This window comes from Roseomonas mucosa ATCC BAA-692, from assembly GCF_000622225.1.
GTDB classification, from domain to species: Bacteria; Pseudomonadota; Alphaproteobacteria; order Acetobacterales; family Acetobacteraceae; genus Roseomonas; species Roseomonas mucosa.
On the sequence record NZ_JHWD01000001.1, the window covers coordinates 276,459 to 292,637 of the forward strand.

At 71.0% G+C, this 16,179-nt stretch carries 14 protein-coding genes and 1 riboswitch; of the genes, 8 read left to right on the forward strand and 6 right to left on the reverse strand.

Features of this window, described 5'->3' with window-relative positions; all coding sequences use genetic code 11:
- Positions 1–154 precede the first annotated feature (154 nt).
- On the reverse strand, positions 155–871 hold the full coding sequence (locus BT98_RS28335) for an SH3 domain-containing protein (RefSeq protein ID WP_019461297.1): 717 nt from the start codon (positions 869–871) through the stop codon (positions 155–157).
- A gap of 249 nt (positions 872–1,120) precedes the next feature.
- On the opposite strand from BT98_RS28335, the gene BT98_RS27555 reads away from it, so the two are divergent.
- On the forward strand, positions 1,121–1,480 hold the full coding sequence (locus BT98_RS27555; protein ID WP_019461298.1) for a hypothetical protein: 360 nt from the start codon (positions 1,121–1,123) through the stop codon (positions 1,478–1,480).
- A gap of 217 nt (positions 1,481–1,697) precedes the next feature.
- The gene (locus BT98_RS22805; protein WP_019461299.1) at positions 1,698–2,711 is read left to right on the forward strand and encodes a glycosyltransferase family 2 protein; all 1,014 of its coding nucleotides are present in this window, start codon (positions 1,698–1,700) and stop codon (positions 2,709–2,711) included.
- A 106-nt stretch (positions 2,712–2,817) separates the two neighbouring features.
- On the opposite strand, the gene BT98_RS0101335 is transcribed toward BT98_RS22805, so the two are convergent.
- Entirely contained in the window at positions 2,818–4,350 is a 1,533-nt protein-coding gene (locus tag BT98_RS0101335; protein WP_019461300.1) for a UxaA family hydrolase, read from the reverse strand.
- A gap of 145 nt (positions 4,351–4,495) precedes the next feature.
- Positions 4,496–4,605, forward strand: a riboswitch (TPP riboswitch).
- A 109-nt stretch (positions 4,606–4,714) separates the two neighbouring features.
- On the opposite strand from BT98_RS0101335, the gene BT98_RS0101340 reads away from it, so the two are divergent.
- Positions 4,715–6,325, forward strand: a complete 1,611-nt coding sequence (locus BT98_RS0101340) for an ABC transporter substrate-binding protein (protein WP_019461301.1) — start codon at positions 4,715–4,717, stop codon at positions 6,323–6,325.
- A 191-nt stretch (positions 6,326–6,516) separates the two neighbouring features.
- Here BT98_RS0101340 and nhaA read toward each other — a convergent pair whose 3' ends face one another.
- Both nhaA and BT98_RS0101350 read right to left on the reverse strand, forming a co-directional pair.
- Positions 6,517–7,725 (reverse strand): Na+/H+ antiporter NhaA, encoded by a 1,209-nt coding sequence (gene nhaA / locus BT98_RS0101345; RefSeq protein WP_019461302.1) that lies wholly within the window; start codon positions 7,723–7,725, stop codon positions 6,517–6,519.
- 224 nt (positions 7,726–7,949) lie between these two features.
- The gene (locus BT98_RS0101350) at positions 7,950–8,645 is read right to left on the reverse strand and encodes a YqgE/AlgH family protein (RefSeq protein WP_019461303.1); all 696 of its coding nucleotides are present in this window, start codon (positions 8,643–8,645) and stop codon (positions 7,950–7,952) included.
- Between the two features lie 257 nt (positions 8,646–8,902).
- On the opposite strand from BT98_RS0101350, the gene BT98_RS0101355 reads away from it, so the two are divergent.
- The 5 genes from BT98_RS0101355 to BT98_RS0101375 all read left to right on the forward strand — a co-directional run bounded on the left by BT98_RS0101355 (position 8,903) and on the right by BT98_RS0101375 (position 13,227).
- Positions 8,903–9,385, forward strand: coding sequence for a peroxiredoxin (locus BT98_RS0101355; RefSeq protein WP_019461304.1), 483 nt, complete (start codon positions 8,903–8,905; stop codon positions 9,383–9,385).
- A gap of 22 nt (positions 9,386–9,407) precedes the next feature.
- A complete protein-coding gene (locus BT98_RS0101360) occupies positions 9,408–9,719 on the forward strand; it encodes a hypothetical protein (protein ID WP_019461305.1) in 312 nt (103 codons plus the stop codon).
- A 252-nt stretch (positions 9,720–9,971) separates the two neighbouring features.
- Positions 9,972–10,241 (forward strand): MoaD/ThiS family protein, encoded by a 270-nt coding sequence (locus tag BT98_RS0101365; RefSeq protein WP_026033223.1) that lies wholly within the window; start codon positions 9,972–9,974, stop codon positions 10,239–10,241.
- Positions 10,238–11,419 carry a molybdopterin-synthase adenylyltransferase MoeB gene (gene moeB / locus BT98_RS0101370; RefSeq protein ID WP_019461307.1) on the forward strand — a complete coding sequence of 394 codons (1,182 nt, stop codon included), beginning with the start codon at positions 10,238–10,240 and terminating at the stop codon, positions 11,417–11,419. Before BT98_RS0101365 ends, moeB begins: the two co-directional genes overlap by 4 nt.
- Positions 11,420–11,685: 266 nt before the next feature.
- Positions 11,686–13,227, forward strand: a complete 1,542-nt coding sequence (locus BT98_RS0101375; RefSeq protein WP_019461308.1) for a polysaccharide biosynthesis protein — start codon at positions 11,686–11,688, stop codon at positions 13,225–13,227.
- Positions 13,228–13,251: 24 nt separating this feature from the next.
- On the opposite strand, the gene BT98_RS0101380 is transcribed toward BT98_RS0101375, so the two are convergent.
- Both BT98_RS0101380 and BT98_RS0101385 read right to left on the reverse strand, forming a co-directional pair.
- Positions 13,252–14,271, reverse strand: coding sequence for a P1 family peptidase (locus BT98_RS0101380; protein WP_019461309.1), 1,020 nt, complete (start codon positions 14,269–14,271; stop codon positions 13,252–13,254).
- Complete coding sequence (locus BT98_RS0101385) at positions 14,264–15,862, reverse strand: ABC transporter substrate-binding protein (protein WP_115359278.1); 1,599 nt, start codon at positions 15,860–15,862, stop codon at positions 14,264–14,266. Before BT98_RS0101385 ends, BT98_RS0101380 begins: the two co-directional genes overlap by 8 nt.
- Positions 15,863–16,179 lie beyond the last annotated feature (317 nt).

Here is a 16,179-nt window from a genome sequence, read left to right on the forward strand (position 1 = left end):
TGGGCGCAACCCGGGGGGCCGCCCTTGGCAGCCGGCCGTCAGGGGGAGCGGGCAAGAGCGGACCGCGCGGAACCCAGGACCTTTTCCTGAGCGGGCGTGGCAAGAGCCAGGATCGCCTGCCGCGCGCGAGGACCTGCCCCACGCGCGGGGCGCATCAGTAGGGCGGCGGCCCGCCAGGGCCGCGGCGCTCCCCATCCGGTCCCCCGGGGCCATGGCGCTCCCATTCCGGCCCGGGTGGGCGGCCGGGGCGAGGGCCGGGGCCGCCACCGGGGCCGGCACCGGGCCCGGGGCCATAGCCGGGACCGGGCGGGTGCCCGGGACGTTCCCAGCCCGCACCACCGGGCCCGCCGCCTGGGTGCCCGTACCAGCCGGGCGGCGGGCCCGGCGGCGGGCCGGGGCGGTAGGGCAGCGGGGGCGGGCCACCCCAGCGGTCATGTGGGCTGTACCAGGGCCTGCCGCGATAGTAGCGGCCCCAGTAGTCGCCGAAGTCGAAGGTGACGATCGGCACGCCGATGCGTGGCCCGTATTCCGGGATCAGCACCCGCCGCCCCTGATAGGCATATTGCAGGTAGCTGCCGGACACCCAGCCCCGCATGCCGCCGGCGCCGACATCGCACCAGTTGTAGCCGTCGAGGCAGCCGAAGATCTCCAGCGGTGCCCCGGCGCCGATCGTGGCGACACGCGGATAGGCGGTGCCGGGCCCCGCGCGCAGGTTGACATCGCCGGTGGCGTAGCCGGGGGCCGCCGAGGCGGGCGCCACGACGCCCAGCGCCAGCCCCAGTCCGAGACCCAGCGCCATCGTATGGGCCGTGATCCGGTGTTTCACCGTCTGCTGCTCCCTTGAGGTGACGGCATGAACGCGGGTGGGCATGCTTTCGCTTCAATCCTGGGCATGACCATGCTCTCATGTCGTGACGAAGCAAACTCCCTGGCATGGCGAAAGCAAGGCAAAGATTTCCTCGAAAAGCCGCATGGGAAATCCAGGGTGTTTACGTAGAACGGAACAGAAACAATCTGTCGCAACTTTGGCCGGGACAGAAGAGATGAGGGTGCTTATTTCCGATTCCACGGATGGGTCGGGAATCGCCGACCTGCCGTAGGAACACGGTGAGGATTTCCCATGAAGAAGATCCTGCTTCTCGGCGCCGGTCTGGCTCTCTTCGGCGCGGCGGGCATGGCCATCGCCCAGACCCCGCCGCCGCCTCCGGGCGGCCCGCAGGCCGAGCGGCCCCAGGGGGCTGGTGGACCCGGTGGCCCGGGCGGGCCCGAGGGTGGCCCCGGCCCCCACCATGGCTGGCGCGGCGGCCCGCCGATGATGCGGCCAATGGGCCCGCCGCCCTCGCGCGCCGCGTCCTTCCGGATCGAGCGCAACGGCACCGAGATGAGCATCCGCTGCGCCGAGAACGAGTCGACCCAGGCCTGCGTGGCCGCGGCCTCGACCCTGATCGACAAGTTCAACGCGGCCAACCCGGCCCGCTGATCGCCTTCCCGGCCGGAGCGCGGGCGGATGCGGGAACGCATCCGCCTGTCTCCTTTTCATTGGAATGAACTATTTTTTAATATGGCTTTCGGGTAATTTTCGGCCGCTACTCTGGAAGAAGGGCAGGTCGGTGCAGAAAGCAGGCCCGATGAAAGACCGGCTGGCCATCCCCCGCGCAGATGCCTCCCAGGGGGGCGCTGCGACGGCGGCTGCGTGGATGGGCACGGGCCGGGCCACGGGGTCCCATGTCAGTGTCATTATCACCAGCCACAACTACGCGGCCTATATCCGCCAGTGCATCGACAGCGCGCTGGAGCAGGAGGGCGCGGGCCGGGATTTCGGCCTGGATGTGCTGGTGGTCGACAATTATTCCAGCGACGGCTCACGCGAGATCATCGCCGGCTACGGCAACCGGATCGGCGTCATCCTGAAGGAGGAAGGACGGCAGATCTCCTCCTTCAACCAGGGCTTCGCCGCCAGCCGCGGCGGGATCGTCATCTTCCTCGACGCCGACGACTATCTGGCCCCCGATGCGGTGCTGACGCATCTGCACGCCTTCCGCGACCCGGCCGTCGTCCGTTCCCAGGGCTACATGACGGTGGTGGGCCCCGAGGGGCAGGAGCTCGGCCGGCGCCTGCCGGGGCGGAGCGCGCCGCAGGGCGATCTCGGCGCGCGCATCCTGGCCACCGGCCCGGGCGCCGTCGTCTCGGCGCCGACCTCGGGCAATGCCTGGCGCCGCGACGTGCTGGAGCGGATCATGCCGTTGCCGGAAACCGTCCAGGGCATCGGCGCCGACACCTACCTGATGGATTCGGTGCCCCTCTTCGGCCGGGTGGCGGTGGCGGAGAGGACGGTCGCCTTCTACCGCGTTCATGGCCGCTCCTTCGGCGATGCGGTGAAGGGGCTGAACCGGGCCAACATCGCCGTGTGGCTCGATGGCTACCGCACCCGCGTGCAGCGCCTGTCCAGCACGGCCGGGCAACTCCGGCTGGAGCCGCAGGAAACCCGCTGGGCCACGCGGAACTGGCGCATCCAGACGCTGGAGGGGCTGCTGTCGCGGATGGAGGGGCGCCGGGGTCCTGGCCTCGCCGCGCAACTCGCCGCCGCGGCCGCCGCGCGCAGCCTGAAGGGCCGGGCGCGGGCCTCGCTGATCGTGCTGGCCTCGCGCCTGCTGCCGCTGCCCTGGGCGCTGCGGGTCGCCCAGGGCTCGATCCGGCTGAACGAGATGTAGGGCATCCTCCGGAACCGATGAAAACTCCGGGGTTCGGGAGCCGGCTCCGGTCCCCGGTGGGCAACCGCAAAGCGGGACGCGACCAGGAAAGGCCGCCGCCCGCTCCTCAGACCGTCGCGCCGATCTGCCAGGGCGCGAACTCCGCCGCGCCGAAGTCGAATTCCTCGCTCCTGGTCCGCTCGCCGCTGGCCACGCGCAGGATCTGCCGGAAGATCCGCTCGCCGCACTGCTCCACCGTTTCCTCGCCGGTCAGGATGGTGCCGCAGTTGATGTCCATGTCGTCCTGCATCCGCTCGTACATCGCGGAATTGGTGGCGAGCTTCAGGCTGGGTGCCGGCTTGGCGCCGAAGACGCTGCCGCGGCCGGTGGTGAAGCAGACGAGGTTGGCGCCGCCTGCCACCTGCCCGGTCGCCGCCACCGGGTCGTAGCCCGGCGTGTCCATGAAGACGAAGCCCCTGGCGGCCACCGGCTCGGCATAGCGGTACACCTCCACGAGGTTCGTGTGGCCCGCCTTGGCCATGGCGCCCAGGCTCTTCTCCAGGATGGTGGTCAGCCCGCCGGCCTTGTTGCCGGGGGAAGGGTTGGCGTTGATCTCCGCGCCCTCCTTGGCGGTGTAGTCCTCCCACCAGTGCATCAGGTCCACCAGCTTCTGCCCGACCTCGGGGCTCACCGCGCGGCGGGTCAGCAGGTGCTCGGCGCCATAGGTCTCGGTGGTCTCGCTCAGGATCACCGTGCCGCCATGGCGCACGACCAGGTCGCTCGCCACGCCCAGCGCCGGGTTGGCGGAGATGCCGGAATAGCCGTCCGAGCCGCCGCATTGCAGGGCGACGCAGAGCTCGCCCGCCGGCACCGGCTCGCGCCGCACGGCATTGGCCTCGTCCAGCACGCTGCGCACGAAGGCGATGCCGGCCTCCACCGTCTTGCGGGCGCCGCCCATCTCCTGGATGTCCATGCTGCGCAGCCGGTCGGCGAGGCGCTGCTCCTGCATCATCCCGCCGATCTGGTTGACCTCGCAGCCCAGGCCGATGGCCACGACATGCGAGAAGTTCGGGTGCCGCGCATAGCCGCCGATGGTCCGGCGCAGCAGCGACAGCGGCTCGCCCTGCGCCATGCCGCAGCCGGTCTTGTGGGTCAGCGCCACCACGCCATCCACGTTCGGCCAGGCGGCCAGCGGGTCCTCGCCGGTGATCGGGTTGCGGCGGAAGGCCAGCGCGATCAGCTCCGCCACATGGGCGGAACAGTTCACGCTGGTGACGATGCCGACATAGTTGCGCGTCGCCACCCGCCCGTCCGGCCGTCGGATGCCCAGGAACGTCGCGGGCTCGGGCACATATTCGGTCGGCTTCAGGTCGGCGCCGAAGGCATAGTCGCGCGAGAAGTCGCCCATCGCGATCTCCTCCACATGCACCCATTCGCCGGGGGCGATGTCGCGCGTGGCGAAGCCGATCACCTGGCCGTAGCGCCGCACCGCCTCGCCCTTCGCATGCGGGCGGATGGCGACCTTGTGGCCGGCGGGGATGCGCTTCTCCGCTCGCACCCCGGGGGCGACGGTGGTGCCGGGGGGGAGGACCATGCGCGCGATCACCACCCCGTCCTCGGGATGCAGGCGGATCACGGGCGGCTGGGTCACGGCATCCATGGCGTCGGTTTCCTCGTTGCCTGTCGGGCTTTGCCCGCAGCATAGGCCCCGCTGCCATGGCGGTTCCAGGGGGTGGCGCAAAGGATCGCTCCGCCGTCGCGGCGCGGGCGTCTTGCCGCCGTTCCGCCCCTGGCCCATAGCTGGGGCGGACATCGGGGGGAGCCCATACCGGGCTGAGAGGCGGGCAAGGCGGCCCGCGACCCCTGGAACCTGCCCCGGTTAGGACCGGCGAAGGGATCGGTGCACCTCATGCCACGGAAGGGCGGCCCTTTCCGGAACGTCCTGCCCCGCCGGGCGCCCCGGCAGGCGCCGTGGCCCTGCACCTCGCCTCGCATCCAGGGACCAGCGAGAGAGGACTTCCCGCATGCAAAGACGTGACCTTCTGAAGGCCGGGCTGACCGCCCCCATCCTGGCCACACCCATCCTGGCCACCCCCATCCTGGCCCGCCCGGCCCTGGCCCAGGGGGGGAATTCCGGCGCCACCCGTGCCCGCACCCTGCGCTTCGTACCGCAGGCGGCGCTGACGGTGCTGGACCCGGTCTTCCTCAGCGCCACGATCAGCACCACGCACGGCTTCTGCGTCTTCGACACGCTCTACGCCACGGACACCAAGCTGCGGCCGCACCCGCAGATGGCGGAAGGCCACGAGACCAGCGAGGACGGGAAGCGCTGGACCATCCGGCTGCGCGAGGGGCTGCGCTTTCATGACGGGGAGCCGGTGCGGGCGCGCGACTGCATCGCCTCGCTGGAACGCTGGGCCTCGCGCGACCAGTTCGGGCAGATCCTGCGCCAGAGCGTGGCGGAATGGACGGCGCCGGACGACCGCACCCTGTCGATCCGCCTGCACCGGCCTTTCCCGGCGCTGCTCTATGCCCTGGCCAAGCCGGCCTCGGTGGTGCCCTTCATCATGCCGGAGCGCATCGCGAAGACGCCGGGCGACAAGCCCATCACCGAGATCACCGGCTCCGGCCCCTGGCGCTTCCTGCCGGACGAGTTCAACAGCGGCAGCCGCGTCGCCTATGCCCGCAACGAGCGCTACGTGCCCCGCGCCGAGCCCGCCGACGGCGCCTCGGGCGGCAAGCTGGTGCATTTCGACCGGCTCGAATGGCACATCATCCCCGATGGCGCGACCGCGGCGGCGGCGCTGAAGACCGGGGAGGTGGACTGGGTGGAATACCCGCTGCCGGACCTGATCCCGTCCCTGAAGCAGGACCCGAGGCTGGCCTTCCAGGTCTATGACCCGATGGGCTTCCTCGGGATCATGCGCTTCAACCATCTGCACCCGCCCTTCAACAAGGCGGAGGTGCGCCGCGCCGTGCGCGACCTTGTGGCGCAGCCGGATTTCATGGCCTCCGTCGCCGCCCCGGGCGACTGGGCGGAATGCCATGCCATGCTCCCCTGCACCCTGCCGGGTGTGGAGAGCCATGCGCCCGTGGCGCCGGACCTGGAATCGGCCCGGAAGATCATCCGCGCCGCCGGGGTGGAGGGGGCGAAGGTGGTGATCATCAACGCCTCCGACTTCGCCGCCATCGCGCCGCAGGGGCGACTGGCCGCGCAGCTGATGCGCCAGCTCGGCTTCGACGTGGATCTGGTGGAGACGGACTGGGCCAGCGTGCTCGCCCGCCGGACCAGCAAGGCGAAGCCGGGCGAGGGCGGCTGGAACATCCTGCCCACCAACGCCCCCTCCGGCTCCATCGCCAACCCGGCGGTGAACTTCGCCATCCGCGGCAATGGGGAGAAGGCCTGGTTCGGCTGGCCCGAGGACCCGGCCACCGAGGAGGCAATCGACCACTGGCTCTATGCCCCGGATGCCCAGGCGCAGTCCCTGGCGCTCCGCCGCGTGCAGGAGACGAGCTGGAACAGCGTGCCCTTCGCGCCCACCGGCATCTTCGTGCTGCAGACCGGCTTCCGCGCCGATCTTTCCGGCGTGCTGCAGGGGCCGAACCCGTACCTGTGGAACCTGCGCCGCGCCTGATCCGGTGCTGCCTCTCCCACACCCTCTCCGCTCAAGGAGGCAAGCACCTCCCCGGGACCCCGCCTGGAGCGGGCGCCGCGCGGATTCGGCGAATGCCCACGGAGAGGAGGCCCAGGACGCTCAGGGTCCTGACGGAGCGGGGGTATCGGGGGCGGGGCAGGGCCTTGCCCCCGGGTCAGGGGAGCGGCGCCTCAGGAGACCCGGACCGCCTCGCCCCGCGCATCCAGCGCCCGTCCTGTGACGCGCAGCAGGGCGGCGCCGCAGAGGGCGGAGACCACCGAACCCCCGAGCACGCCGATCTTCACCGCGTCCTGCATTTCCGGATGGGTGGGGAAGGCGAGGAGGCCGATGAAGAGGCTCATGGTGAAGCCGATGCCGCAGAGCAGGGCGGTGCCGTAGATCTGCGGCCATGTCGCCCCGGCCGGGCGTTCCGCCACGCCGAGCTTCACGGCCAGCCAGGCCCCGCCGAAGACACCGATCTGCTTGCCGATGAAGAGGCCCAGCCCGACGCCGAGCGAGACGGGGCCGAGCAGGGCCTCCGGGCTCATACCAACAAAAGAGACGCCGGCATTGGCGAAGCCGAAGATGGGCAGGATCAGGAAGTTCACCCAGCGGGTCAGCCCGTGCTCCAGCCGGTGCAGCGGCGAGTTCGCCGTGTCGTCGGCGCCGCCCGGGCGGTGGCGCAGGGGGATGCAGAGCGCCAGCAGCACGCCCGCCAACGTGGCATGCACGCCCGATTGCAGCATGAAGAACCAGAGCAGCGCGCCAAGCAGCAGATAGGGCCAGAGCTGCCGTGTCCCGGCCCGGTTGAGCAGGAAGAGCAGCACCAGGATCACGCCATCGGCGCCCAGCGCCAGCAGCGACAGGCTGTCCGTGTAGAAGATCGCGATGATCACCACGGCGCCGAGGTCGTCGAGGATCGCGAGGGCCGCGAGAAAGATCTTCAGCGAGGCCGGCACGCGCTGCCCCAGCAGGGAGATCACCCCCAGGGCGAAGGCGATATCCGTGGCGGCGGGCACGGCCCAGCCGCGCAGCGCCTCCGGATCGCCATGGGCGAAGCCGACATAGATCAGCGCCGGCACCGCCATGCCGCCCAGGGCGGCGATGCCGGGCAGGGTGCGGCGGCCCCAGCTGGCGAGCTGGCCGTCCAGCATCTCGCGCTTGATCTCCAGCCCGACGAGCAGGAAGAAGACCGCCATCAGCCCGTCATTGATCCAGTGCAGCAGGCTGAGGCCGCCGATATAGGCGTGCAGCGCGTGAAAATAGGCCGGTGCCAGGCCGGTATTGGCCACGATCAGCGCCAGGGCGGCGGCAGCCATGAGGACCAGGCCGCCCGAGGCGCTGTGGTCCAGGAAGTCACGGAGCAGGGACAGGACGGGGCGGCGTGGGGCGAGGGCCATGGGGCGGCGCGGCTCCTTCATGTCAGGGGCACGTCAGGGGCGGGAGGGGGGCAAGGAGCGTGGCTCCCTCCCAGGAATGCCCCCCCGGGGACGGGGGTTTTCCACGTTTGGCATGGCCGCACAACATGAACGGGGTGTCATCGGCCCGCGGCGGCGCCGGTTCCTGTCGGGTGTGGCGGAACGGGCCGGGGCCGGATGCCGCGCAGCGGCCCGCCCTGGCGCGGTCAGGCCCGCCCGGCGATGCTCACCAGGAGGAGCGGGTCCACGCGGAGCTTGGCCAGCGCCCGGCGCCACTTGGCGTCGTTCTCCTCCTCCTCGAAGATCAGGGCCTCGTCCGGGGACACGTTGAGCCAGGCATTCTGCTGCAGCTCCTCCTCCAGCTGCCCCGGTCCCCAGCCGGCATAGCCCAGGGCCAGCAGGCCCCGGCGCGGCCCGCCGCCGCCGGCGATGGCCTTGAGGATGTCCACGCTCGCCGTCAGGGCCAGCTCGGGATCGACCTGCAGGCTGCCCTCGCTGGACCAGTCCGCCGTGTGCAGCACGAAGCCGCGCCCGCCCTCCACCGGCCCGCCGGCATGCAGCGCGATGCGCCGCTGCGGCGGCACCGGCGCCACGTCGAGCTGCTTCAGCAGGTCGTCGAAGGACAGGTTCTCGATGGCCTTGTTCAGCACGATGCCCATCGCGCCGTCCGAGGAATGGGCGCAGAGGCAGATCACGCTGCGGGCGAAGCGCGGGTCCTGCATGCTGGGCATGGCGATCAGGACCTGCCCGGTCAGGGAGGTGCTGTCGGGCAGGCGGATGCCCTGGTCGCGGTCCTTCCGGCTCCGCCGCCGGGCCGGGCGGCGGGCAGGCGTGTCCTTGCCTCCCTCGGGCGCGTCCTCGGGAAAATCGGGGGTGTCGTCGTCTCGTGCGTGCCTCGCCATCGCCCCTGAATGTGGCGGGCTCCCCGGTCGCCCGCAAGCGGCCTGTGGCGACAAGCCGTCTCCGCCATCGTGTTTTCAGCACGGTCCTGGCGGATGCGGGCGAAGGCGCCTCCGGGGCGGCGTTCCGGGCGGTTCCGGAAGGCTGGCGGCACAGCTTCGCCGGGGGGCTGGCGCTTGACAGCCCGGCTCCGCTCGCGCCGCATCCGCACAGGCGCCCCACAGTCCCATCGGGGCGCATCCCGCAGGAAAGGAAGCCCATGCCCATTCAGCCCGGCGACACGATCCCCTCGGTCAGGCTCATGCGCGCCACCCCGGACGGACCCCAGGAGCAGGACACCGCGGAATTCTTCGCCGGCCGGACGGTGGTGCTGTTCGGCGTCCCCGGCGCCTTCACCCCCACCTGCTCCGCCCGCCACCTGCCGGGCTTCAAGGAGCAGGCGGAGGCGTTGCGCGCCAAGGGCGTCGATGCGATCGCCTGCATGGCGGTGAACGACGCCTTCGTCATGGCCGCCTGGGCCCGCGACCAGGGCCTGGGCGAGGAGATCGCCATGCTCGCCGACGGTTCCGCCGCCTTCACCCGCGCGCTGGGGCTGGAGATGGACCTGGGCGCCCGCGGCATGGGGGTGCGCTGCCAGCGCTTCGCCCTGATCGCCCGCGACGGCAAGGTGGCGCATGTGGGGATCGAGGCTCCGGGCGCCTTCGAGGCCAGCAAGGCCGAAACGATCCTGGCGGCGCTGTAGCCGAACCTGTAGGAAGGCTCCCATGCCCAAAATCGCACCGAACCCAGCGGACCCCATCGGGGCCTTGGCCGAGATGACACGCTGGAGCCTGTTCGCCTGGCAGGCCGGGTGGGTCTTCACCCTCCGTTCGGCCAGCCTCTGGGCGGAACCCGCCACGGCCGCCCCGGCCCTGACGGCCATGGCGCTGGAGAAGCAGCGCGCCTTCACCCAGGGCTGGATGGATGCGGGCCGCAAGGCGCTGCAGGGTGCCGATGCGCGGCAGATCGCCAATGCCGCGATGGCCCCCGTCCGCCGCCGTGTCGCGGCGAATGTGAGGACCCTGGGCCGATCCTGAACCGGGCCATGGATGACCCGGAGCGACGGCGTCGTTAATTATTCTTAATTCGTATCAAGTGGTTATGTGTCAATTTAATCGAGATTTTGGTTGCAGATTTCGACACGCCGTCGCTCTATAGGTGCTTCTGATCATTGGGTCCCCGCCCGCCCGGCATGAATGCCGGTGGCCCTGGCGCCTCTCCGCGAGGCGTCGCCGCCGGAAGCCGTGCAGCGGCCGGCAGGGACCCTGGCACGTTCCGAAAGGGGTTCCATGCCGGTTATCCTGGTGCCGAGTTCGCTCCGCCGATACACAGCCCAGCAGGCACAGGTCACGGTCGAGGGCGACACCGTCCAGTCGGTGCTGGACAGCCTGGTGGACGACCTGCCGGAGATGCGGGGCCATCTCTTCACCGCGAATCGGCTCCGGCCCTTCGTGATGGTCTTCAAGAACGGGCAGGACATCCGCCTGCTGAACGGGCTGGACACGCCGGTCGACGGCAAGGACGAGATCCGCATCCTGGCGAGCATCGCCGGCGGATGAGCGCGCGCCTCGCGGATGCTCCGCTGCCGGACCTCAGCGCCGCGGAGCTGCGGCGCTTCGGTCGTCACCTGATCCTGCCGGAATTCGGCATCGAGGGGCAGCGCCGGCTGAAGGCCGGCAGCGTGCTGCTGATCGGCGCCGGCGGGCTGGGCTGCCCCACCGCCCTCTACCTCGCCGCCGCGGGCGTCGGCCGCATCGGGCTGGTGGACCCGGATGTGGTGGAGGAGACCAACCTCCAGCGCCAGGTGGCGCACGGCTATTCCACCCTGGGCCGGCAGAAGACGGAAAGCGCCGCCGCGCGCATGACCGACCTGAACCCGGACCTGGTGATCGAGCGGCACGACGTCTTCCTGACCGTGGACAACGCGCTGGACCTGATCGCCGGCTATGACGTGGTGATCGACGGGACCGACAACTTCCCGACGCGCTATCTCGTCAACGATGCCTGCACCAGGCTCGGCATCCCCAACGTCTATGGTGGCGTGCTGCGCTTCGACGGGCAGCTCAGCGTCTTCGATGCCCGGGTCGGCCCCTGCTACCGCTGCCTCTTCCCCGAGCCGCCGCCGACCGAACTCGCGCCCAACTGCGCCGAGGCCGGGGTGCTGGGCGTGCTGCCGGGCGTGATCGGCGCGCTGCAGGCGACCGAGGCGATCAAGCTGCTCACCGGCATCGGCACGCCGATGATCGGGCGGATGCTGGTCTATGACGGGCTGGACCTGAGCTTCGGCACCGTCACCGTGGCCAAGGCGCCCGACTGCCCCTGTTGCAGCAAGCCGCGTTCCGAGATCGTGCTGCGGGAGGTGCAGATGGTCTGCTCCGCGCCCGTGGTCGGGCAGGGGCTTTCCGCCGCCCAGGCCCTGGCCCGCCTGGAGGCGGGGCCGGAGATGGTGCTGCTCGACGTCCGCAATCCGCCGGAATGGATGGGCGGGACCCTGCCGGATGCCCTGCGCATCCCCAAGCCGCTGATCGACGAGGCGATCGGCGCGCTGCGGGAACAGGGCACCGCCGCCGCCGGCGTGCTGGGCGATATCCCACGGGACCGCGACGTGCTGGTCTACTGCCAGTCCGGCATGCGGAGCGCGGCTGTCATCCGCGCCCTGGCCACGGCCGGCTACGATCCCGGGCGGCTGTTCAACCTGGAGAAAGGCTTCTCCGCCTGGACCGGGCCGAAGGCCTGACGATCCGCCTTTCGCTTCCGGTCGCGGAAACGCGGCCGGAGAAAGGTTTTTTATCCCAGAAAACGGGAAAGTGAAGATCATTTTGGGAATGATCCCGGTTAATGGCCGCTGTGTCCGCCCGGTTTCGTGCGATTCCCTAAATCTAATTAATACGACTTTACTTGGTGAGACCATGTATGCTGCACTGCGGAAACTGAGCGTTACAAAGTCTTCGTGCCGCACTGTCCTTGTGCATGACACGTTGCTCCAGCAGGGCGATTGATTCGATGCCGCAAAGCAGCGCTGACCTGATTCAAGAAATCATCGCCCTGGCGCCCGATGGCCGCGCCGGCCTGGACGCGGCGACGACGGAGGCCCTGAAGGTCCTGACGCGCCGTCTCCTGGCCGCCAGGGCAGCCGAGGGCGGGCTGGACGAGGACCCGCTGGAACTCGCCATGACCCGCAACGTGGAGCTGCACCGCGACGCGGCGGCGGCGCGGCTGGCCGGGCGCCGGATCCTGGTCACCGGCGGTTCCGGCTCCGTCGGCACGCGGCTGCGCCAGTTGTTGCAAGGCTTCGGGCCTGCCGCGCTGTTCAACCTCGATATCGCCCCGCACCATGGCGAGGGCACCGGCATCACCGCCGATATCCGCGACATGGCGGCCCTCGATGCCGCTTTCCGCGAGGCGCGGCCCGACGTGGTCTTCCACCTCGCCGCGATCCGCGAGCCCGGCCGAGCCGAGGCCGTGGTGCGCGAGGCGGTGGAAACCAATGTCTTCGGCAGCGGCAACGTCATCGAGGCCTGCCAGCGCCATGGCGTGCGGGTGGCGGTCTATTCCTCGACCGGCAAGTGCTTCGCCTATGTGACCGACCACGTCTACACCGCCACCAAGAAGCTGGCCGAGGCGCAGTGGATGCGCGCCGCCCGCCATGCCGCGGCCGGGCGGGCAGGTGGGGCGGAGGCGACGCATTTTGCCGTCACGCGCTTCACCCATGTGCTGGAGAACGGCATCATCGCCGCCGACATCCAGGCGGGGATCGAGGCCGGAATGATCGGCCTGCACGGGCCGGACCGGCATTTCAACGTGCAGAACCTGCGGCAGGCGACGCATCTCCTGGTCAATGCCGCCGCGCTGGCCGGCGAGGGGCCGGTGGATGGCTTCTGGAGCGCGGTGGATCTCGGCTGGCCGGTGAACACGCTGGATCTCGCGCTGTTCCAGATCCGGCGCAGCGGCCGCGATGTCGGCCTGCGCTTCCTGGGCGTGCCGAAGGGCTACGACGAATCCTTCTACCGCGGCCAGTTCGACTGGAGCGGCCTCTACGAGTACCACCCGCTGGTCAATGCGCTGGAGGCGCCACAGGGCTTCACCGACCGGAGCGGCACCATGGTCGGCGCCCGCGTCGGCGCGGTGCCCGATGCGGTGCTGACGCAGGAGCTGCGGCATCTGCGCCAGGTGGTGGATGGTGCCGAGGGCGCGCCGGGAACGGTGAAGCAGGCCCTGCTGGCCGCGGTCACCGCCGTCACCGGCGCGGTCTTCGCCACCACGCCGCCGGAGCGGCTGCTGGACGTGCTCTGGTGGGGCGCGGCGCCGGCCTGGGCCGGGCCGGGCGCCAGCACGGCCGCGCGCTACCGCAGCCTCGTCGCGCTGCTGGTGGATGCGCTGCTCCCGCATGTGGAGGAGAAGCGGTTCCATGCCTGCCCGGCACAGATGGGGCGCCTGCGGGAGGTCGCCCAGACCCTGCCGCTGATCGAAGGGTTGCAGGGCCGCGCCGCGCAGCTCCAGGCCCTGCTGTCGGCGCGGCACATGATGGACGCCGCGCACGACTGACGCCGCCGGGCTTCCGCCGGAGGGCTATCCCTCGAACCGGTCACGCCAGGATGGCAGCGCCCCCGGATAGGGCAGGGCCGCCGCCTCGAAGACCGCGCGTGCCACCGCCCGCGCCATGGCGACGGTCGCCGCATGGCCGAGCAGGGTCAGGTCGCGCAGCGGGTTCGCCAGCGGCACCTCCCCCGTGGCGGCGGCGAAGACCGTGTCACCGTCATTCGGCGCATGGGCCGGCAGGATGGCGCGGGCCAGCCCGTCATCGGCCATGCTGGCGAGGCGCGCGGCCTGGGCCTTGGTCAATGCGGCGTTGGTGGCGACCAGCCCGATCGTGGTGGCGGTGCCGGGGCCGCCCTTGAAGCGCGGCAGCACGTGGTCCGGCGTGAAGCGGGCCGGCAGGCCGCGCCCGCCAAATTCCCCGTCCCGCTCGAAGGGGGCCGACCAGAACCAGGGACCTTCCCCGACCAGGGGGGAGCCGACCGCGTTCACCGCCACGATGGCCGCGACGACATGGCCGCTTTCGCTCATCAGACTGGCCGAGCCGAGGCCACCCTTGACCAGCGGCGTGGTGGCGCCCGTCCCGGCCCCGACGCTGCCCAGCGCGAAGCCATGGCCGGAGCCTTGCCCGGCGGCCTCCATCGCGGCGGCGTAGCCGAGTTCGCGATAGGGCGGGAAGCGGCCCCAGTCCTTGCTGCCGCCATTCCGCAGGTCGAACAGGATGGCCTGCGGTGCCAGCGGGATGGTGATCCCGGCGAAGCTCTGCCCGCGTCCCAGCTCCTGCAGCGCCGCCTGCACCCCGGTTCCGGCATCGAGGCCGAAGGTGGAGCCGCCGGAGAGCACGATCCCGTCCACCTTCTCCACTGACTTGTCGAGCGCCAGCAGCTCCGTGTCGCGCGAGCCCGGGGCGCCGCCGCGCATGCTGACCGCGGCGGTGGCGCCGCCGGCGAAAAGGATGGCGGTGACGCCGGAGCCGAGGGCGAGGTCCGTGGCATGGCCGACGGTGATGCCGGCGATGTCGGTGATCAGGTTCAGCGGTGGTGCGTCAGGCACGGCGGGTGCTCCAGAACAGGACAAAGCCCTTGGGGACATCCACGATCTCCCGCCGGAAGACGGTGGAGGCGATCATCTGGCCGAGTGGAATATAGGGCACGTCGCGGAAGGCCTGCTCCTGGATGCGGACGGCGATGGATTTCTGCGCCGCCGCGTCCGGCGCGGCGAGCCATTCGTCGCGCAGCGATTCCAGCGCCTCGCTGCGCGGCCAGCCGGTGGCCGTGCCGTTGCCGCGCAGATAGCTGTGCACGGCGGGATTGATCTGATCGATGCCGGACCAGAAGGTGCCGAAGATGCTCCAGCCGCCCGCCTCGACCGGATCGCGCTTGGGCAGGCGCTGGACCATCGACCCCCAGTCCATCGCCTGCTCGTCCAGGTTCATCCCGAGCCGGCGCAGAAGGTCGGCGGTGACGTCGGCCAGAGCCTTCAGCGTCGGGAAATCGGAAGGCGAGAGCAGCACCACCTTCTGGCCGTTGTAGCCCGCCTCGGCCAGCGCCCGGCGCGCCCCGGCGATGTCGCGCGGGCCGGTGAGCGCCGCCATCCCGGCATCGCCCGCCAGCGGCGAGACCGGCGGGAAATAGCCGACGCCCTCGTTCCAGTTGGCCGGATCGGTACCGGCCACGGCGGTCATGTAGTCGGCCTGCGACACGGCGCCGAGCAGGGCGCGGCGGATCGCCGGGTTGTCGAAGGGCGGATTCAGATGGTTGAAGCGCAGGCAGCCGACATAGCCGGCGACATCGCGCTGCGCGACGTTGAGCTTCGGATCCTGGCGCAGCATCGGTAGCAGGTCTGCGGTCGGGTTCTCCCACCAGTCCATCTCGCCCGCCCGCATGGCATTCGCTGCGGTCGCGGCATCGGGCAGGACATGCCATTCCACGCGGTCGAAATGCACCCGCTTCGGCCCGGCGGTGAAATCGGCGGGGCCGCCCACCTCGTCCTCCGGGCGCGGCACGTATTGTTCGTGGCGCGCATAGACGACGCGCGAGCCCGCGACCCGCTCGCTCGCCACGAAGCGGAAGGGACCGCTGCCCACCATCTCCGTGACCTGGGTGAAGGGGTCGGTCCGCGCCAGCCGTTCCGGCATGATGGCGCAGATCGCGGAGCCCGCCTTGCCCAGCGCATCCGGCAAGAGCGGGAACGGGCGCTTCAGGCGGAAGCGGATCACCCGGTCGCCTTCGGCGGCAAGCTCCTCCGTCGCCGCCATCAGCGTCTGGCCGAAGCCGTCGCGCGCCCCCCAGCGGCGGATGGAGGCGACGCAGTCCCGCGCCAGCACCGGCTCGCCATCATGGAAGCGCAGCCCGTCCCGCAGTGTCAGGCGCCAGGCCAGCCCGTCCGGCGAGACCTCGTGCTCCGCCACCATCTGCGGCCGGGCGCGGAAGGCGCTGTCCTGCCCGTAGAGCGTGTCGAAGACCATCATCGCGTGGTTGCGCGTGACATAGGCCGTGCTCCAGACCGGATCGAGCACGGCAAGGTCGGATTGCGGCACGAAGCGCAGCACGGACCCGCCCGGCGAGGCGGCCCGCGCCCGTGAGAGCCACGGCGCGGCCAACCCCGCCGCCAGGGAGCCTGCCAGGAGCCTGCGGCGCCGCATCCGGTCCTCCATTCCGCGATCAGGCCGGGCGGAACGCCGCACCGGGACCGCCAGGGTGGCAGGCCTGGCAGGGAGGCGTCCAGAGCCGCCCGGCCCACGCGCGCCGTCTCCGGCATTGCGCCGTCCCGAGGGACCAGGCTCCGCCTCCCCCACGGGCGGCCAGGACGTGAAACGCCGGAGCGGGGCGGGCGGGGAAAGCTGCCGCCCGTTGCCGTGGCGCATTGTCCCAATTGCCTGTCGCGGTGCCGCCATTTAGGACATGTTCAGGCGACGGGGACGGCGGACGGGCGGACCTGGTGAACCGGGTTCCCCGGGAC